Genomic DNA, 19,653 nt, shown 5'->3' with positions numbered 1-19,653 from the left:
TAACTTAAACTGTTTTAAAAAATTCTGTTTCTGAAACGATGTAGTTACGCAATTGACCTACACCCTCAATTTCTACAATCACTTCATCACCCGGCACGACATCTGAAAGCCCTTCAGGTGTTCCTGTCGCAATCATGTCGCCCGCTTGTAAAGTCATAAATGATGAAATGTACTCAATGAGAAATGGCACATCAAAAATCATATCTGCCGTCGTACCTTCTTGGCGCAGTTCACCATTTACCCAAGTTCGAAGGGTTAAATTATTCGGCTCAGGGACTGAAGCTGTATCAATAATGTATGGACCTACAGGTGTGGTTGAATGACGGTTTTTAACACGTAAGTTTGGACGATAATAATTTTCTAAATAATCACGAATCGCATAGTCATTACATAAGGTATAGCCAGCAACATAATCTAAAGCATCTTCACGCTTAACATTTTTTGCAGTTTTACCAATCACAGCGACCAACTCACACTCATAGTGCATATAGTCAACATGGTCAGGACGCCATGTATTTTTATTGTGACCCGTAAATGTATTTGGCGCTTTAATAAAAATAAGCGGTTCTTTTGGTGGTTCAAAAGCCAATTCACGCGCATGATCGGCATAATTTAAACCAAGAGCAAACATTGTTCCTTGCGCAGGAGGCAACCATTCCACAGATTCTTCACTTAAAATTTCACCATTTTCAAGTTGAACGCTTAAGTCCTCTAAAACTTCAACATTAACCACTTCACCATGGTGACGAATACGTGCAGTTTTCATGATTTATACTCCCTGTTCCTGAATGGTGTTTTCTATCGCACCCAATTGATCAATCTCGATACGAACCACATCATTTGCATTTAAATCAACACGTCCTAATGGAGTTCCTGTCAAAATCACATCACCTTCATTGAGTGGCATATACTCTGAAATTTCTGCAATGATTTGCTCAGGTGTACGCAACCAGTTTGAAGTATTGCCTTTTTGTTTCAATTCACCATTGACCAAAACACGTAACTCTAAATGATTGATATCTGTGACTTGATCACGAGCAACAGCTTCACCAATGACACAAAAGCCATCCTGACATTTGGCTTTAATGGCTGGGCGATAATAACTGTCTTCAGGCAAACTCAATTCATTGACCACGACATAAGCTGCAATATGTTCATGCGCATCTTTTTCTTGTACACGACTGGTACTTTTCCCAATCACGATACCCACCGTAGGTCCTGCTTGTAAAACATCACCCACTTGTTTAAAAACCACCTGACCACTTTGATTACGGGTATTTGGAGTCTTAATAAACAAAACAGGTTTGACAGGCTCTTTCACATAAGGCTTTTGATTAAATTGTGTCTGTAAGCTTTCATATAAACACTTATAATTTAATGCGATACCAAAAATATTGCCGTGAGTATCTATCTTTTTTAGATCATTCATCGCGTTTTCTCTTCCTTGGATCTAGATATTTTTTCTAGACTTTTCACAAATTAGTTAATATATTAACTTTATAGTTAACATCATAACTAATTGCAAGCACTTTTTACGTTATGATATAAAAAATTATACTTTTCATGGATCCGAAGGTATGAAAAACGCATTTATCCCCAATTTACCGATGGGGCAAGTTGATGATCAAGGTCTTACCACTGAAGACATTCATTATGAAGATCAAGCGAAACTGGCGAACTTTTTTGGTCAAAATATGCCACCGCATCGTCATGACCGCTTTTTTCAATTACACTTTTTCACTAAAGGTACAGTGCAAGTTTTTCTAGACGATGTGAAATATATCTGTCAAGCACCTGCTTTTTTTCTAACACCACCCTCTGTTGCACATTCTTTTATAACTGATCCTGACTGCGAAGGACATGTCTTAACCGTGCAACAAAATATTATTTCGCGACTACAAAATGACTTAAAAATTCAGCATATTTACCCTATGTGTGTACATTCAGGTCAGTTCAATCATTCTGATTCTCAAGATTTACATCGTTTAGAACATTATTTACATCAACTCAAAGATGAATTTGAAAACAATCAACAAGGTAAAAATTTTGTTTTAAAAAGCCTAATTGGTCTGATTTTTTTACAAGCCATGCGACTCGCTGAATCTGCTTTACCTTATACCTATAATAACAATCATGATCTGGCAATTTTTCGTAAATTTAATGAATTAATTGAATCTCATTATGATCACCATTGGACATTAACTGAATATGCAGCTCATTTAGCCATTACAGAAACACGTTTAAATGAAATTTGCCGCCGTTTAGCCAACACATCTTCTAAAAAGTTAATTTACAACCGACAAATGCAAGAAGCTAAACGTATGCTTATTTTCACAGATAGTTCTATTCACATTATTTGCTATCAACTAGGTTTTAAAGATCCTGCTTATTTCAGTCGCTTTTTTCAAAAATATGCAGGTATAAGCCCTTCTAAATTTAGACAAGTAAATCTGCTATCTTATTAAAATTTAAAATAAAAAAGGGATGATTATCATCCCTTTTTGCATCTTGTAAAACTACAATTATGCGCGCTCTAAATAGTCACCAGTACGAGTGTCTACACGAACATTTTCTTCTTGCTGTACAAATAATGGAACACGTACTACTGCACCTGTTTCTAATTTTGCAGGTTTACCGCCACCACCAGAAGTATCACCACGTACACCTGGATCAGTTTCAACAACTTTTAATACAACAAAGTTCGGTGCATTTACAGTTAATGGCACGCCATTAAATAGCATAATCGTACATTTTTCATTTGAATCATCTTTCAACCATTTCGCAGCATCACCCATTGCAGTTTTATCTGCTGCAATTTGCTCGAAAGATACAGGATCCATGAAATTCCACATTTCACCATCGTTGTAAAGGTATTCCATTTCAACTTCCACAATATCTGCTGCTTCTAAAGAGTCGCCAGATTTGAAAGTTTTTTCTAATACTTTGCCAGACTTAAGGTTACGTAATTTTACGCGGTTAAATGCTTGCCCTTTACCTGGTTTTACATATTCGTTTTCCATGATTGAACATGGGTTACCATCAAGCATAACTTTTAAGCCAGCTTTGAAATCATTTGTAGAATAATAGGCCATGAAAGGCTCACTCCAAACTTAAATCTTGAATCTATTCATGCTGAAAATTCATGCATTGAATAAAACTATGTGTGAATTTGTCTAGCAGACTGCTAGCCATATGTTGTCATTCTTGGCTATTCTAAATGAGCAACGTACTTTGAAGCAATGTAAAAATTTTCAGCAGCGCTCAGATATTAGCTAAATACAGCATATTATCAAGTTTTATCCCCTGCATCTTCGCCAACTAAGTGCTAAAATCATCAAGCTGAAATAGATAATTGAATGATCTATCGCATTGTAAACAGGATCTAACTTTTTCAAGTTACTGTTCGTTTTTTCTCCCAACACCCTATATATTCTTTTATTTTCATGACTTATCTATATCAAGAGCAAAACTGGCAATCACAGATGAGTGATTTGATCACTTCACCGCAAGAACTGCTTGAGCAATTACAGCTTTCACCCACTGAATTATTGTCGGGTGCTTTACTCGCTTCAGAACAGTTTAAACTGCGTGTGCCACGTGCTTTTGTCAAAAAGATGGAAATAGGAAATGCATATGATCCTTTATTATTACAAGTGCTTCCTCATCATTTAGAGCTTGAAGAACACGAGGGTTTTGTCACAGACCCTTTAGGAGAAGAGCAAGCAAACCAACTTCCTGGCGTATTACATAAATATAAATCAAGATTTTTGCTCACCCTAACAGGGGCTTGTGCTGTACATTGTCGTTATTGTTTTCGTCGTCATTTTCCTTATCAAGAAAATTTACCTAAAAATGATGACTGGCTACATATTAAGCATTATTTAGAACAACATCCTGAAATTAATGAAGTGATTTTAAGTGGTGGAGACCCCCTAACCCTATCAAATCGTAAACTTGCACTTTGGATTGAAAGGTTAGAATCTTTAGCACAAGTTAAAATTCTACGAATTCACTCCCGCGTTCCAATCGTAATTCCTGAAAGAATCGACGAAGAACTTGTTTACTTATTGAAAAACAGTCGGCTACGTGTCATTCTAGTTGTGCATGCAAATCATGCAGCAGAACTTGATGCTTTAACCTGTTCTAAGCTTTCTATGCTGGTTAAAGAACAAATTTTAGTACTGAATCAAGCTGTTTTATTAAAAGGGGTGAATAATTCTACAAGTGTTTTGATTGAACTCAGTCAACGCTTGTTTGAAGCTGGGGTATTACCTTATTATTTACATGTGTTAGATAAAGTAAAAGGTGCACATCATTTTGATTTACATACAAATGAAATTGATGACATTTATAGAGAACTACTCGCTAGCTTACCCGGTTATTTAGTTCCTAAATTAGTCAGAGAGATTGCGGGAGAGAAAAATAAAACACCGCTATTTGGGGCTTCAAGTTTTTAGATTTTTTAAAATGAGTTCAATATAAGTATGATAAATAAGGAAATCTCTGATATTTTCCACGCTTCAACGGTCTTAAACCGTGAACAGTTGAGCTTTTCAAAAGCATCAGTAGAAGCACTACACCAATGGGTGTCAGACTTATCTATTATGAAGCTAGGCGACAGTTCAGAAGCGTTATTAAATGCAATGTATGAAATTGCAGAATTAGATTGCACCGAAACATTACGTTTTGATTTGCTACAAGTTTTGCATCCTAGCATTGAAAATGTGTTAATTGGTTTAGAAAAATACTTTTTAGATCAAGGGCTTTCTCATTCTGATCGTAATGAGCATATTATTGAGCTCACGACGTTTATGCGTGCCTATTTTGCAAAAATTTATGTCGATATTACACACCGAAGCTCCTTACAACTCAATCAACAAAAATATGCCATTTTAAAATTTGCACAAAATCGTAGCTTTAAAACTGCTCGTATTTTGTCTAGTTATTATGCATTACAACAACTCGGTTTACTCCTTACGCAGCAGCAAATGCTTTACAGCCCTGCGTTATCAAATCAGTGGCAAACGATTCATAATATTTATGAACTCGCTGCAAAAAATAACGAATTATTAATTAATATCAATCAATTACAAGGAACACATTTTCCTGTACAAAATATTCAGCAAGCTTATGCTCAAGTCTTACTATTAGATATTTTTAATACTCATCAAATTCGCCCTAATGAGATTCAAGCCCTTTATCAATGTAGTCTAGACTGGGCAAAGCTCACACAAATTTTACCAAGAGAAAGCTCTCTTTCAAGATATATTGTAGATACGACAAAAGATCATCCTCCTATTTACAACCGTAAACATCATGAAGATTTTAAAGCAAATGTCTTTGTTTCAACCCAACAATTGCTTGAACATATCAATGATACGATTCAAAATGAATCCACTTATATTTCTAAAAATGAAAAGGATTTTCTTTCCTCTGCACTAAAATTTCATGTACAAAACGTTTTAGGAACGCATTCTGAGCGTCAACATGAACGTTATGAATATTCTGCGCAATTACAAATTTGCTTTACTTTACAAACAGCACATTTTTATTTATCTAATGCAAAAACCTTTGATGAAACATTATTAATCAATCAAAATTTTGGCTTTAGGTCTGAAGCAAATCTACAAACCAGTATTGCAAATCACAATCATGATGCTGCACAAACACAAAAAATTAAGCAAATTGACCGTGAAGTTAAGCAAATTTATCAAACCGAAGTACTCGATATTAGTATTAATGGTTATCGTATTGCTTGGTCAGGTGAAGCACCTAAAAATTTGCGTACAGGCGAACTGATTTTGGTCAGTGAAAGTCAACAAAATAAATGGAAATGTGCTGTTGTACGTTGGATTAAACAAAGTGTAAATAAAAGCTATGAAGTCGGGATTGAGATTTTATCGCCAGATATTTATCCATGTGCAATCAAAGTGCCTTCTGAGGTTTCAAGTTATAATTATCAACCTTGCTTATTGGTTCAAACTGAACAAGAAGAGCAAAATAGATTGTCTTTAGTTCTCCCTAACTTAGCACATTTCAAAGAACAACAAGCTTTGTATTTACGTTTTAAAAATCAAGAAATCAAAATTTATTTATTGAAGTCACTGTTTATTTCTCAAAGTTTTGTTCAGTTTGATTTTGAATTGCTCAACGATGAAGAACAAATGATTATCGATGAATTTATCCAACAACAATTAAATGATTTAAATAATCATGACTTATGGGACACTTTGAAGTGAGAAATTTATTATTATCTAAGAAGTTAAAACTCTCCGAAACACGAGTACTGATTATTGATGATAATCAAATTCGTTATAATATGCTGATGGAGATGTTTCAGAGTAAAGATCATCTCGCACAAGGTTTACTATTAGATGATTTGAAAAGCTTCGAAAAACAACTCAATACGTCTTGGGATTTAATCATTTTTGGACGTGCTTATGATTTAAAAATGGAACAGGCGGTTACCTTAATCCAAGCGTCTAAACAAGTAAATATTCCCGTGATTTTATTACGTCCTACAGAATATAAACCTGAACAATATGAATATTTTATTCATAAAGGCATTTATGACATCATTGATTTGCAAGAACCAGAACATTGTTATATCAGTCTAGTTCGGGCATTGTCTTATAGCCGTGCGCTACAATCAAAACAACATTTACTACAAGATTTAGAAAATGCCAAAACTCAAGCACAATCTCTTGTAGAAGAACAACATAAAGCATGTGCTGTGATCGAAGAAGGTATTCATACTCAAGCAAACCCTGAATATCTTGAATTATTTGGGCTAAAAAGTGAAGAAGAGCTGATCGGCTTACCAATTTTAGATATTTTACAGCCTGAAAATTTAAATGATTTCAAAAATCGTTTCAAAAAAATAACTCAAGGTCAATTTGACTATGCTCGTTTTGATTTAAGCACTCAAAATCAAAATGCCAAAACTCAAAACCCTTTAAAAATTGAATTTCTACCAGGTTTAGATGAAGACTCTCTTAGCCTTACAATTGAAGTTGGTGGCGCGCAGCAGAGTACAAATACTCAACCTCAGCAGAATAACTCTAGTTCTATCTCTAACTTATTCCCACAAATCAACCGTGCACTGATCAACCAACCTGCAAAAGCAAATGCGTTGGTTATTTTTAGTCTTGCAGATTGTCCTGACTCTATTTTTGATCTTTCATGGCAAGACGCAAATAAATATTTTGAAGGTATTCAAAACTTTCTAAAAGAACAAACCAACCAAACGATTTTCAATATTTACCCTGGTGTCTATGGGATCTTATTACAAGCAGGTTCTGATTCATTATTAGAATCTAGAATTTCTAATTTGCATGTACTACAAAAACCACAATTGCAAGAAATTAATTTTCAAGCCTATAACTTCCATCTCAAAATTGGGGTTGCTCCTATTATTGCGCATGATTTTCATGAAAATAATTTTTCTGAGTTACTGACCCAAGCCTATAACTCACGTATATCAGCACAACCATCTGAATCAGATTTACAGATGAGTGCATCATTAGAATCGACCAAAATTGAACTTGCGCCGCTTGTAGAAGCGCCTATTTCCCAAGAATCTGCACCTGTTATCATTGAAACGATTGAAACAGCAAGCGTTGACGTACCGACGATTACACCTGTGTCAAAGCCAGAAAATGTGATAAAACAAGACGTTTCACACCAGTCCTCACCTATTCTTCGCCAAATTGCAAATAGTTTGGAAAAAGGTGAAATTCGTATTAAATATCAACAACTTTATGATAAACAAGATACTAACTTATATACTTACCAAGTGACCAGTGGTTTTATTTATGAAAATCAATGGAAAAAAATTAGCAATCTCATTGAACTTGATGAAGACATTGAACTTTCTATTAAATTAGATCGCTGGATTTTGGTAGAAGCTTGTAAACAATTACATAACTTTATTCATCAATATCCTGAAGCAAAGATCATTGTGAATTTAAATCGTCATGTTTTATTCCATGATAAACAATTCCCTGAACTTGTTTCAAAATTAATCACTATTGTTGGAAGTCGTGCCACGCACCCAATTATTTTGCAGTTTGATGAAGAAGATCTTGCGAAAAATATCGTTGAAGCACAAAAAAATATTGCGATCTTACGTGAACATGGTGCAGATATCGCAGTACGTCGCTTTGGCTCAAGTATTTCCAGTGAAATTATTTTGCAACAAAGTGATATCACGCATCTAACCTTAGATGAAAAATATACATTGATGCTCAACAAAGAAAATACAACTCAAGCCTTACAGGAAATGATTGATAAATATCAAGAAATTAAACCTGTAGAGTTTCTACTGACCCAACTAGATGACATGAATAGCTTTGCCAATGCGTGGAATGTTGAAGCACGTTTCTTACAAGGCGACTATTTCCAAAAGAAACTTGACCAACTCACAGATGTTCAAGATCAATAAAATCTGAGCTGACTAAAATACATCAGGAGCTTAGCAATAAGCTCTTTGAATCTCAAAGCAGAAGATCGTCACAAAGCAAAATATAGACACAAAAAAACGAGCCAAAGCTCGTTTTTTATGTTTTGTCGTATTAACGTTTGATAGAACGTGACATACCAGCAAAACGTTGTTTGAACTTGTCGATACGACCGCCAGTGTCCACATTCTTTTGTTTACCAGTATAGAATGGGTGACAAGCTGAACATACGTCAAGATAAAGAGTTTCTTTACCTAAAGCAGAACGTGTTTCGATTACGTTACCACATGAACAAGTTGCAACTAATTTTTCGTATTTTGGGTGAATATCGGCGCGCATGGTCGATTCTCCTAAGTTAAGAAAGGTTTTGCTGTCATCGCAATTAGCCACTCTTAAACAGAGTGTAAACCCTATTTAAGGAAAGCAAATTTAAAAATAAATTTAGCAGGCTAACACCATAACAGACCATTTCTTTTGAGCCCACCGAGACTATAAGTGTCAGAGCTAAGCACAACAAGTGGGCAACATTATACCGAGTTTTTCTCAATAATGCGACTAATCAAGTACAGAATTTTCTTGAGTTTGACTATTTTCATCGTGTTGTTTAGACCAATAGTTCGCAATTACACCACAGACCATCAATTGGATTTGATGGAAGATCATGATCGGTAAAACAATCATTCCGATCGGCTGTCCAATAAATAGAATTTGCGCCATTGGCACACCACTTGCCAAAGTTTTCTTCGAACCACAGAAAAAAATTGAGATTTGATCTGCTTTATTAAAACCAAGCCACTTGGGAATATACAAAGCCAAAAGCATGATGATGGTTAAAAAAATCGAACAAGCCAATGTTAAATATGTCAGTGTCGTCCAACTCACCTGATGCCATAATCCTGCAACAACTGCACCACTAAATGCGCCATAGACCACCATCAGAATTGTGCCCTGATCAAAAGTTCTGACAATACTCGGAACTTTTTGCATCAATGGAAATACATAAGGACGTAACAACTGCCCCGCGATAAATGGCACTAAAAGCAATAAAGTAATTTCAATAATTGATGAGGTTGGGTCATAATCATGTTTAGATTGACCAAAGATAAATAAACTCACCATTACAGGTGTAATAAACATCCCGATCAAGTTTGAAAATGAAGCACTACACACCGCAGCCGCGACATTCCCTCGTGCAACTGATGTAAATGCTATTGAAGACTGGACAGTTGAAGGCAAGAAACACATAAACAAAAAGCCCCAATACAACTCTTGCCCAAGTAATGGTAATAAAACTGGTTTAGCCAACAAACCTATGATTGGAAATACAGCAAAAGTGAATGCAAAAACAACTGCGTGTAATTTCCAATGTAATACTCCTTCGATAATCGCTTCTCTTGAGAGTTTTGCACCATGTAAAAAAAATAAAATGGCAATTGCAATAGTGGTTATTTTCCCAAAAATGTCCGCAGCAACACCATGTACAGGTAAAAAAGTTGCCAAGATGACCATCACAATCAATAGAATTGTGAAACGATCCAAAGCGAGTATTTTTAAAATATTCATCTTAAACATCCTGTCTTTTGAATGAAAGAAAAGCTAAAAAGCCCAGTGAGATGAATTTACCTAAAGGTAAACTTTTATCTTACTGAGCTTCTTGAATATAGCTACTTTTTGAGCAAAATGTTCAGTATTTAATTTCGACACTTAAACTTTATATAATATATTCTTATATAAGTTGTATCGCAATTTTACGCTATTAATTATTACGTGCATCTTGATCTTGTTGAATAAGTTCAACTTTATAACCATCAGGATCTTCTACAAATGCAATCACAGTTACACCGCCCTTCATCGGACCAGCTTCACGCACAACATTTCCACCACGTGCTTTAATCTCTTCACAGGCTTTATATGCATCTTCAACACCAATAGCGATATGACCATAAGCATTTCCTAAGTCATAACTTGATGTATCCCAATTATGCGTTAACTCTAAAACAGTATTGTTTTCTTCATTGCCATAACCAACAAAAGCTAAGGTAAAACGACCTTCTTCATAGTCACGTTTGCGAAGTAAAGTCATACCGAGTACTTCAGTATAGAACGCCAAAGATTGTTCTAAATTGCCTACACGTAACATGGTATGTAGCATGCGCATGATAGATTTCCTAATTAACAAATACTAATCTCTCAATATAGGCAATGCGCATTCACATTTCAATTTATTGCTTCAAATGAAATATAAAAATAATGATGAATGTTTAATTTTCAGTATCATTTTACTTTGCTCTAAACCAATAAAAATAAAAAACCGACTCAATCTTGTAGATCGAATCGGCATTTAAACCTTACAACGTATTCATGATATTACATAAATTACTTTTTTCTATCCTTGTGATTTCTGGTGATCTCTTAACAATTTTCCGACCCAAACAACAAGTATCAAAATCGGGATACCAATTAAAGTTGTCATTAAGAAAAATTTTGGATAACCAATATTGGTAACAATTGTACCTGAATAACCACCTAAAATTTTTGGTGTTAAAGTCATTAAAGAACTAAAGATCGCATACTGTACGGCTGTAAATGAAACACTGGTGAGACTTGATAAAAATGCAATAAAAGCTGCACCTGCCAAACCTGATGCTAAATTATCAACAATAATGGCGAAATATAGCCAATTTGAACTATATTTTTCAATCACTTTACCTTTAATTTCAACAGCGTCGTTATGACCAACAACAATTGGTTTTAAAGGTTGAATATCAATATCTAACGTCGATGTGCTATTCACCAATTGATAGTTTTGTTGTGTAACTAAATGCTGATGATTTTGATTAAAATTGACCATTGCACTGACATTTTTTGATGTAGAAGCTTGTAAGTCTTGAGCATCAATCGAGCCTGTGAAAAAGCCATCTTTATCTATTTTTGCAGGATATTCTTTAGTATCCAACTTTAACGTAATCGGCTGCTCAGCGTTTAAATCACTTGTATTCACCCCAAGTAACTGCCCTTTCACCACAATATTTTGCTTTAATTCAGCAGTAGATAATTGGTTATCACTGGTCAGCGGTAAGAGTTGAATTTGCGCTGTGCCAGTATCTTTTAAATAAGGAAGTTGTACTTGTCTCTGTTCAGATTTGTCTTGATATTGTGTTGAAATACTCACATTTTGACTACTTGCCAAAACTTGATTAGGAACTTGAACTTTCCAATAACCCACTTCATCAGGTGTAGCTGTAAACTGTTGCTGCCCAACCTGTACTATAACTTGATCCATCGGTTTGCCTGAGTTGACTAAACCAATAAAAATCAAGTTTGTTGAACTTGCTAATACCGCACCAACAAACATCAATTTCATGATATTCATCCGTTGTGCAAGTAAACCACCTAAAAAACCACCGACTAAACTAAAAATAACACCATAAACTTTAACAGCCTCGGCAATTTGTTCTTTGCTAAAGTTTAAATCTTGGTAGTATACATTAGAAATCACCCCAGCAATAATGTCAGAAATTCGATAAAAACCAATAAGTAATAGTAAAACTAATGCAAGTTTCACCCCATAGCGTCTAAAGAAATCTGCGATTGGATTGACCCAAGTTTCATATGCCATCTGCGAATTTACAAGACCTGCACGAATCAGCATAATTGCTACGCCAATGGCTGCTGCGCCTGAACCTAAAAAGCGCAATGTTTCCATTAAAAACTTAAGAAAATTATCATTAATTTTCCATTCAGTTTGTAAATGTTGCACCAAATCATCAGAAAAATAATAGCAACCAATAAAAGTGATCACAGCAACGAAAAATACCGCAACCAAGCGATAATAATCTGTATTTTTATAATGCTTATCTACACGGTTAACCTGTGGCTCGCGAATACATAGTGTTGTCATAACGCCAACGCACATGACTGCTGCCATTGCTAAATACGTATATCTCCAAGCCTCATAAATATAATTACCTTTGGCTGTACCAAGTTTTGCAGCCAAGAATAATGCACCTGCGCCCGCAATAATCATGCCGATTCGATAACCTGCATTATAAGTGGATGCCAAAATGGTCTGCATTTCTGTTTCAGCAAGTTCAATACGATAAGCATCTATGACAATATCTTGTGTTGCGGCTGAAAAACCGAGTAACACAGCACCAATTGCCATTTGATAAAGTGCGAACTGTCCATTGGCAGGATTTGTCATTGCCATGATACAAATTGCACAGATAATAAGCACTTGTGCAACCAACAACCAAGCACGTCTTCGACCTAGTTTTTTGGTCAGTAAAGGGAGTGGAATTTCATCAATCAAAGGTGCCCAAACAAATTTGAATGAATAACCTAATGCAGCCCAACTAAAAAATGTGACTGCACTTTTATCAATTCCTGCTTCACCTAACCATAGAGATAGACTCGAGAAAATCAATAAAATAGGAATTCCTGCTGAAAAACCTAAAAATAACATGATGAGGGCACGACGATCTAAAAATGCTTTAAAAGCAGCGATCCATCCTTGATGTTGTGCCGATGTTTGCTCAGAACTTGACGATGACATTGCGTTATTATTTTCTGAAAAATGAAATAGTGCTATTCAACCGCTTAATGCTTCGAGTTTCAATCATTTTTATGCAACAGAGCACAGCTTTTACAGATATTTCCGTTTTTGACGCTTGATCTTTAGTATCATTCCTGTATACCTTTAAACTTTCAATTTCACATTTAGTTTTGGATTTCACCTGTGACCCAAAGACACGATCAATTAAGCTCAACGACTGTTTCAACTCCAGCAACGCCAACCACATTACAACAAATCGAAAACACATTACCTTCAGCTTTTGATCAAACGGACATCAAGAATACTTTGACACAAACTGCACTAAAACCAGAACAACTGACCCATATTCCAAATTACGCTACGATTCCATCCTCAACCAAAAGAATCAAACCGTTAAATAACTTTTTGGGTCAAGATCGCGCTAAGGCTTCGGTTGAAGCAGGTATTGCCCTGCCTTATTCAGGCTATAATATTTTTGCAGTCGGCACAGCAGGTCTTGGCAAGAAGACCATGATTAAGCGTTTACTGCAACAACATGCTAAAACCATGTCTACACCTGACGACTGGGTGTATGTCAACAACTTCAAACATGCACGACAGCCGATCGCCCTACGCTTTCCTGCCAGTCAAGGTGCAAAATTTCAAGCTTTATTGCATCAAACATGGAAAACGATTTTAAAACAATTAGAACGTCGTTTTAGTGCTGAAACCTATCACAATCGCATTGAAAATATTCGTCAAATCACAGGTAATGAACAACAACTTGCTTTGGGTGAACTCACCAAAGAAGGTGAAAAACTCGACTTAAAACTGATTAATCATAATGATGAACATATTTTTGTTCCTATTCATGTGGTAGATAATCAAGTTTTAGAGTTATCTCAAGACGATTTAAATGCACTTGATAGCAAACAGCGTGCAGAAATCTCTGCCAATATCCGTTACATGGATAAAAAACTCGATCGTCTTGGCTTACAGTTGGGTGACCTTGAAGATGATGCGCGTGATCAAGTTTCTGAACTTAATCGTGATATTGCCAAACAAGTTGTCATTCCACGTATAGAATTAATTCGCAATAAATTTGAAGCAATTGAAGGCTTAGAACAATATCTCAAACTCTATGCAGCCGATATTATTGACAATGTCGAAACCATTTTAGATCAAGAAGGTGATGAATTTTCACCTGCTTTATTTAATCATGTACCTTCACGTTATCAAGCCAATGTTGTTGTCAGTCATAAGTTAAATTCTGGCGCGCCTGTGATCTTTGATGATTTTCCAACGCATTACAATCTGTTAGGACATGTTGAGCAACTCACTCAAAATGGCACCATCACGACAGATTTTACTTTGATTCGTCCAGGAGCATTGCATCAAGCCAATGGTGGTTTTTTAATTTTAGAGGCAGAGCATCTTTTAGAACAACCTTATGCGTGGCAAGGTCTAAAACGCGCTTTAAAATCTGGGCAACTCAAGCTCTCATCTTTAGAACATATGCTGACTTTAACAGGCAGTATTTCGATTGAGCCTGCGCCAATTCCGCTAGATATTAAAGTGGTTTTATTGGCTGAGCCTGAAGTTTATTATGAAATATTAGAACTTGAACCAGAGCTTGGCAGTGTTTTTAAAATTCGTGCTGATTTTACCGATACCTTACAACGCAATGATGACAACGAACAAGCTTATATGCAGTTGATTGCAGACTATGTGCAACAAGATAAACTTTTGCCATTTGACCGCTCTGCTCTTGCTGCTTTATTAACGGATTCAAGTCGTCAAGCTGAAGATCAAAGTTCATTATCATTACATGCTTTAACTTTAGGTGACTTAATTCGTGAATCACACCATCATGCTGCACAGATGGAACAAAAACTTGTCACCTCACATCATATCAATACAGCACTCAAACACCGTCAATATCGCTTAGGCTATTTACGGGAGCTATACTGGCAAGATTTGTCTCGTGGCACACAACTGATTGAAACCAAAGGTCATCGTTTAGGTCAAATTAATGCACTCTCAGTAATTCAATATGCTGATGTAGAATTTGGTCTACCTTCTCGCTTGACTGCTTCCGTCTATCAAGGTGGTGGTGATATCCTTGATATTGAACGTAGTGTCGAACTCGGTGGTTCTTTACATGCTAAAGGCGTTTTGCTGATGTCGAGCTTCTTAAAAGCTCACTTTGGACGTGAACAGATTCTGCACTTCTCTGCTGCGCTTGCCTTCGAGCAAAGTTATGGGCAAGTTGATGGTGATAGTGCCACTGTTGCTGAACTTTCCGCATTAATCTCAGCGATCAGTCAAATTCCTATTGATCAATCATGGGCAATTACAGGCTCTATGAATCAGTTAGGACAAGTTCAACCCATTGGTGGTGTCAATGCCAAAATTGAAGGCTTCTTTGATGCGTGTAAATTACAAGGTTTTACAGGCAAACAAGGTGTGATTATTCCTCGTCAAAATATGCAACATTTGATGTTACGCCAAGATGTAATTGAATCTGTTGAAACAGGTCAGTTCCATATTCATGCTATTGATACCATTGACCAAGCACTTGAAATTCTGATGGCGCGCCCTGTTGGAACTTTAGATAAAAAAGGGCGTTACAGTAAAAATTCGATTTATGCCGCAGTCATGGCACAACTTGAATATTGGCAAGCGCTTGAAGATGGTATAGAAATCGAGGAAAAACCAAAGAAAAAGAAAAAAAAGAAGAAAAAAGCTAAAGATGCCAAGAAGAAAGCTGCTAAAGATGAAGTTGACAGTAATGAAACAGATGCTGCTTTAACGCATAAAAATACCTAAACCCAACATTTCCCCATCAAAAAAGCCTCTGAATTTATCAGAGGCTTTTTTTATTGATTAGATCATTAACAAAATATTTAAATCAGTAAATTAACCAAAACGACCTGTAATATAAGCTTCAGTAAGCTGATGGTCAGGCTGAGTAAATACTTTTTCTGTTGAATTTACTTCAATCAAATCGCCTAAATGGAAATAAGCAGTACGGTCAGATACACGCGCTGCTTGTTGCATTGAGTGCGTAACAATGGCGATCGTATATTGTGCTGACAGTTCAGAAATTAACTCCTCAACTTTTGCAGTCGCAATTGGGTCAAGTGCAGAACATGGTTCATCCATCAAAATGACTTCAGGGCTCACAGCAATCGTACGTGCAATACACAAACGTTGTTGTTGACCACCTGATAAACCTGTTCCCGGCTGGTTCAGACGATCCTTCACCTCTTCCCATAAACCAGCTTTACGTAAACTGTTTTCTACAATTTCTTCCATGTCATATTTATCACGTGCCAAACCATGTAGTTTTGGACCATAAGCAACATTATCAAAAATTGACTTTGGAAATGGATTTGGTTTTTGGAAAACCATACCCACTTGAGCGCGTAATAAAACAACGTCTAAATTAGGATCATAAATATCTTGATTATCTAGCGTAACTTTACCTGTCACACGACAGCCATCAATGGTGTCATTCATACGATTTAAAGTACGTAAAAATGTTGATTTACCACAACCTGACGGACCAATAAATGCAATGACTTCATTTTCATAAATCTGCAAATCAATACCTTTGATCGCTTCAAAGTCACCATAATATACATGTGCATCTTGCGCACTGATTTTGACTGTTGTTGCTTGGTCTTTCTTAGGTGCAGTATTTGACTCAAATTGAGAAACAAATGAAGTTGCTGGACGTTTATGTTCAGTATCTTGAGTCGTAAATTGTGTGTGATCTTGATTCACTGTCTGATCCTTTTTTAAGGAATTTTTAATATCTAGAGTACTCATATTTTGTCCTTGATTACCAACGTACTTCAAACTTTTTACGTAACCAAATTGCGAAGCTATTGAGTAAAATCATCAAACCAAGCAATACAATAATGGCTGCTGCGGTACGTCCTTCAAAGAAGTTACGTAATTCATTGCCTTGCCATAAAAACACTTGAACAGGTAAAGCTGTTGACTGATCTAAAGGCGTTGCCGGAATATTTGCAACAAAGGCACTCATACCAATCAACAATAAAGGTGCAGTTTCACCTAATGCCTGTGCAACACCAATAATTGCACCTGTTAAAATACCCGGTAAAGCCAAAGGTAAGACATGATGGAAAATGGTTTGTATACGTGAAGCACCCAAACCTAAAGCTGCTTGACGAATAGAAGGTGGCACAGCTTTCAATGATGCACGTGTCGTAATAATAACCGTTGGCAAAGTCATTAAACTTAGCACTAAACCACCAACCAATGGAGCTGAAATTGGCATATGCATCCAACCAACAAAAATTGAAGCACCAAGCAAACCGAACACAATAGAAGGTACGGCTGCTAAGTTGTTAATATTGACTTCAATAATGTCAGTTAGCCAATTTTGTTTAGCAAATTCTTCTAAATAAATCGCACTTGCTACCCCAATCGGAATCGAGATAAAAATAACGATCAGCATCATGAACAATGAACCCATGAATGCACCAGCAAGACCTGCAGTTGCAGGAGAACTACGCGAGTCTGGATTTGTAAATAATTGCATATTAAACGTACGATCAATAACGCCAGACGCACTCATCGAATCTGCTAGCTTACGTACTTCAGGACTAAGCTGCTGTTGGTCATCAGGAAGATTTCGGTCGATATTACCCGCAAGCCATACATCCACATTGGCATCAGCTAAAATTTTGACATCACGCTTTTGCCCAATCAATGCTGGATCTTTAAAGACCATATCACGCAAACGATATGCTTCAGAGCTAGTATAAATACTCCCTAAATCATCACGATGTTCCGCCAATTTAGGGTCTTTTGTAATCATACCATTTACAAGTAATGCATCCCAATCCACCATACCCATTTTTGTTTGCCATTCAACATAGCGTTCCTGAAAATGAGCAGGTGCTTCATTTGCGGCTTGAGTAGGTTGTGGCCCTGCATCAATCACTTTAGGATCAAAATATACAGGAACATTAATACTCGCTTGCCAAAATGCAGGTAAACCTTTTGCCAAAATACTGCCAAAAAGTAAAGCAACAAAAGCAAGACCAATAATGACTGAGGTTAAACCAAAGAAACGAAATGCTTTTTCTGTACGATGACGCGAAGCCAAAGATTTCGCAATTTTTGCTTTACGTTTTTCACGAAGCTCTGCTGCTGCACGAGGATCAAATACATTTTGATCCACTGGAGATGTATTTGATGTACTCATTCGTATTGCTCACGGTATTTACGCACAATATAAAGTGCAACAATATTTAGACCCAGTGTAATGACAAACAGTGTTAGACCTAAGGCAAATGCAACCAATGCTTGTGGGCTTGCAAAGTCTGTATCACCTGTTAATTGATTGACAATAGTTACAGTCACTGTAGACACTGCTTCTAATGGATTGACATGTAACAATGGGCTATTTCCTGCCGCTAAAACCACGATCATGGTTTCACCAATAGCACGAGATGCAGCAAGTAAAAATGCACCAATAATCCCTGGTAATGCCGCTGGCATCACTACACGACGAATGGTTTCTGACTTCGTTGCGCCTAAACCTAAAGAACCATCACGCAAAGCACGTGGTACTTGAGTGATAATGTCATCTGAAAGGGATGATACAAATGGGATAATCATAATACCCATGACAAAACCTGCGGTTAACGCACTTGTTGCATTGATATTAAGTCCAATTGCATCACCTGCCATTTTAAAAAATGGACCAATGATCATTAAGGCAAATACGCCATATACAATTGTTGGAATACCCGCCAAAATCTCAATTGCAGGTTTTGCCCATGAACGCAAACGTGGTGAAGCATATTCAGCAAGATAAATTGCAATCATTAAGCCTACAGGTACAGCAACCAATAAAGCCACTATACTAACCATCAGTGTGCCCCAAAGTAATGGTAATAAACCATAACTTCCTTCAGCACTCCCCGAGGTACTAAAACCAGGATTCCATTCAGTACCTAAGAAAAAGTCAAGAGGACTTACAAACTGGAAAAAGCGCATAGCTTCACTGAACATTGACATCACGATGCCAACGGTCGTTAAGATCGCAACACCTGAACACAATGCTAAGCTAACATTAATTGCTTTCTCAACTTTGTTACGTGCTCGATATTGTTGTTCAACACGTTTTTTCGCCCAAACTAATCCCAAGAGTGCAACACAAATGACAACAGCAAATTTGGCGAAGGCACCAATTGTTTGTACTTTCTTTAATTCTGCGGCAGCAGCTACTTCATAAGCTGCTGGCGTATCACTTACCCCAAAACCAGATGCAATGGCTTTCACACGCTCAACAAGAACTTGAATACTGGCATGATCTGAAGATGCTACAACTGATGCAGGTATATGATTTAAAATTATTTGTTTTAATAAGTTAGGTTCAACCAGATTCCATACAATCAAAATCAAAAAAGCAGGTATACCACACCACAAGGCAACCAATGCCCCATAATAGCCTGGGCGTGAATGTAAGGTTGCTGAGTTTTTCCCCTTACCCGCTATATTTCGACTTTTACTCAATCCGATTTGATACGCAATTGCTACAAGAGCCAATAACACACCAATAAGTAGCAGATTCATGCATTCTCCACAGTTTTTCCAATGATTTCGCTTGAAAAAACA

The 19,653-nt window shown here is 36.5% G+C and carries 15 protein-coding genes; 5 read left to right on the top strand and 10 right to left on the bottom strand.

The window, feature by feature from the left end:
- Window positions 1-4: 4 nt before the first annotated feature.
- Entirely contained in the window at window positions 5-766 is a 762-nt protein-coding gene (locus C9E89_RS01170) for a fumarylacetoacetate hydrolase family protein (RefSeq protein WP_107006604.1), read from the bottom strand.
- A 3-nt stretch (window positions 767-769) separates the two neighbouring features.
- Window positions 770-1,429 (bottom strand): fumarylacetoacetate hydrolase family protein, encoded by a 660-nt coding sequence (locus C9E89_RS01165; protein WP_107006603.1) that lies wholly within the window; start codon window positions 1,427-1,429, stop codon window positions 770-772.
- Between the two features lie 148 nt (window positions 1,430-1,577).
- Between C9E89_RS01165 and hpaA the strand changes: the two genes are divergently transcribed.
- Window positions 1,578-2,465 (top strand): 4-hydroxyphenylacetate catabolism regulatory protein HpaA, encoded by an 888-nt coding sequence (gene hpaA, locus C9E89_RS01160; protein ID WP_107006602.1) that lies wholly within the window; start codon window positions 1,578-1,580, stop codon window positions 2,463-2,465.
- 57 nt (window positions 2,466-2,522) lie between these two features.
- On the opposite strand, the gene efp is transcribed toward hpaA, so the two are convergent.
- Complete coding sequence (efp, locus tag C9E89_RS01155) at window positions 2,523-3,092, bottom strand: elongation factor P (protein WP_107006601.1); 570 nt, start codon at window positions 3,090-3,092, stop codon at window positions 2,523-2,525.
- A 351-nt stretch (window positions 3,093-3,443) separates the two neighbouring features.
- Between efp and epmB the strand changes: the two genes are divergently transcribed.
- Genes epmB through C9E89_RS01140 form a run of 3 tightly spaced genes read left to right on the top strand, consistent with a single transcriptional unit; the run spans window position 3,444 to window position 8,443 of the window.
- On the top strand, window positions 3,444-4,457 hold the full coding sequence (gene epmB / locus C9E89_RS01150; protein ID WP_107006600.1) for an EF-P beta-lysylation protein EpmB: 1,014 nt from the start codon (window positions 3,444-3,446) through the stop codon (window positions 4,455-4,457).
- A 27-nt stretch (window positions 4,458-4,484) separates the two neighbouring features.
- Complete coding sequence (locus tag C9E89_RS01145; protein ID WP_107006599.1) at window positions 4,485-6,239, top strand: GTPase; 1,755 nt, start codon at window positions 4,485-4,487, stop codon at window positions 6,237-6,239.
- On the top strand, window positions 6,221-8,443 hold the full coding sequence (locus C9E89_RS01140) for an EAL domain-containing protein (RefSeq protein WP_107006598.1): 2,223 nt from the start codon (window positions 6,221-6,223) through the stop codon (window positions 8,441-8,443). Before C9E89_RS01145 ends, C9E89_RS01140 begins: the two co-directional genes overlap by 19 nt.
- A 130-nt stretch (window positions 8,444-8,573) precedes the next feature.
- On the opposite strand, the gene rpmE is transcribed toward C9E89_RS01140, so the two are convergent.
- The 4 genes from rpmE to C9E89_RS01120 form a co-directional block, all read right to left on the bottom strand.
- Entirely contained in the window at window positions 8,574-8,798 is a 225-nt protein-coding gene (gene rpmE, locus C9E89_RS01135) for a 50S ribosomal protein L31 (RefSeq protein WP_005015004.1), read from the bottom strand.
- A 216-nt stretch (window positions 8,799-9,014) separates the two neighbouring features.
- The gene (locus C9E89_RS01130) at window positions 9,015-10,022 is read right to left on the bottom strand and encodes a bile acid:sodium symporter family protein (protein ID WP_107006597.1); all 1,008 of its coding nucleotides are present in this window, start codon (window positions 10,020-10,022) and stop codon (window positions 9,015-9,017) included.
- A gap of 193 nt (window positions 10,023-10,215) precedes the next feature.
- Window positions 10,216-10,617: a lactoylglutathione lyase gene (gene gloA / locus C9E89_RS01125; protein ID WP_107006596.1), complete on the bottom strand. Its 402-nt coding sequence runs from the start codon at window positions 10,615-10,617 to the stop codon at window positions 10,216-10,218.
- Window positions 10,618-10,845: 228 nt separating this feature from the next.
- Window positions 10,846-13,014: an AmpG family muropeptide MFS transporter gene (locus tag C9E89_RS01120; RefSeq protein ID WP_107006595.1), complete on the bottom strand. Its 2,169-nt coding sequence runs from the start codon at window positions 13,012-13,014 to the stop codon at window positions 10,846-10,848.
- Window positions 13,015-13,197: 183 nt separating this feature from the next.
- Here C9E89_RS01120 and C9E89_RS01115 point away from each other — a divergent pair, with 183 nt between their 5' ends.
- The gene (locus C9E89_RS01115) at window positions 13,198-15,822 is read left to right on the top strand and encodes a Lon protease family protein (protein ID WP_107006594.1); all 2,625 of its coding nucleotides are present in this window, start codon (window positions 13,198-13,200) and stop codon (window positions 15,820-15,822) included.
- A gap of 90 nt (window positions 15,823-15,912) precedes the next feature.
- On the opposite strand, the gene pstB is transcribed toward C9E89_RS01115, so the two are convergent.
- The 3 genes from pstB to pstC are packed head-to-tail and all read right to left on the bottom strand — an operon-like array spanning window position 15,913 to window position 19,611.
- Complete coding sequence (gene pstB, locus C9E89_RS01110; RefSeq protein ID WP_107006593.1) at window positions 15,913-16,827, bottom strand: phosphate ABC transporter ATP-binding protein PstB; 915 nt, start codon at window positions 16,825-16,827, stop codon at window positions 15,913-15,915.
- Window positions 16,828-16,840: 13 nt separating this feature from the next.
- Window positions 16,841-18,235 (bottom strand): phosphate ABC transporter permease PstA, encoded by a 1,395-nt coding sequence (pstA, locus tag C9E89_RS01105; RefSeq protein ID WP_107006592.1) that lies wholly within the window; start codon window positions 18,233-18,235, stop codon window positions 16,841-16,843.
- Window positions 18,232-19,611, bottom strand: coding sequence for a phosphate ABC transporter permease subunit PstC (gene pstC / locus C9E89_RS01100; RefSeq protein WP_107006591.1), 1,380 nt, complete (start codon window positions 19,609-19,611; stop codon window positions 18,232-18,234). Before pstC ends, pstA begins: the two co-directional genes overlap by 4 nt.
- Between the last annotated feature and the right edge of the window lie 42 nt (window positions 19,612-19,653).

The sequence above is a fragment of the Acinetobacter sichuanensis genome (assembly GCF_003024515.2).
Taxonomy (GTDB): domain Bacteria; phylum Pseudomonadota; class Gammaproteobacteria; order Pseudomonadales; family Moraxellaceae; genus Acinetobacter; species Acinetobacter sichuanensis.
The sequence above is the reverse complement of the archived record's forward strand: the minus strand, read 5'-3'. Positions and strand labels throughout refer to the sequence as shown.

What these genes read in the sequence shown, in the direction of transcription:
- gloA (WP_107006596.1), bottom strand. Translation starts at nt 10,617, where the DNA reads ATGCGCATGCTACATACCATGTTACGTGTAGGCAATTTAGAACAATCT.
- C9E89_RS01140 (WP_107006598.1), top strand. Translation starts at nt 6,221, where the DNA reads ATGGGACACTTTGAAGTGAGAAATTTATTATTATCTAAGAAGTTAAAA.
- efp (WP_107006601.1), bottom strand. Translation starts at nt 3,092, where the DNA reads ATGGCCTATTATTCTACAAATGATTTCAAAGCTGGCTTAAAAGTTATG.
- C9E89_RS01120 (WP_107006595.1), bottom strand. Translation starts at nt 13,014, where the DNA reads ATGTCATCGTCAAGTTCTGAGCAAACATCGGCACAACATCAAGGATGG.
- pstC (WP_107006591.1), bottom strand. Translation starts at nt 19,611, where the DNA reads ATGAATCTGCTACTTATTGGTGTGTTATTGGCTCTTGTAGCAATTGCG.
- C9E89_RS01170 (WP_107006604.1), bottom strand. Translation starts at nt 766, where the DNA reads ATGAAAACTGCACGTATTCGTCACCATGGTGAAGTGGTTAATGTTGAA.
- hpaA (WP_107006602.1), top strand. Translation starts at nt 1,578, where the DNA reads ATGAAAAACGCATTTATCCCCAATTTACCGATGGGGCAAGTTGATGAT.
- pstB (WP_107006593.1), bottom strand. Translation starts at nt 16,827, where the DNA reads ATGAGTACTCTAGATATTAAAAATTCCTTAAAAAAGGATCAGACAGTG.
- rpmE (WP_005015004.1), bottom strand. Translation starts at nt 8,798, where the DNA reads ATGCGCGCCGATATTCACCCAAAATACGAAAAATTAGTTGCAACTTGT.
- pstA (WP_107006592.1), bottom strand. Translation starts at nt 18,235, where the DNA reads ATGAGTACATCAAATACATCTCCAGTGGATCAAAATGTATTTGATCCT.
- epmB (WP_107006600.1), top strand. Translation starts at nt 3,444, where the DNA reads ATGACTTATCTATATCAAGAGCAAAACTGGCAATCACAGATGAGTGAT.
- C9E89_RS01145 (WP_107006599.1), top strand. Translation starts at nt 4,485, where the DNA reads ATGATAAATAAGGAAATCTCTGATATTTTCCACGCTTCAACGGTCTTA.
- C9E89_RS01130 (WP_107006597.1), bottom strand. Translation starts at nt 10,022, where the DNA reads ATGAATATTTTAAAAATACTCGCTTTGGATCGTTTCACAATTCTATTG.
- C9E89_RS01165 (WP_107006603.1), bottom strand. Translation starts at nt 1,429, where the DNA reads ATGAATGATCTAAAAAAGATAGATACTCACGGCAATATTTTTGGTATC.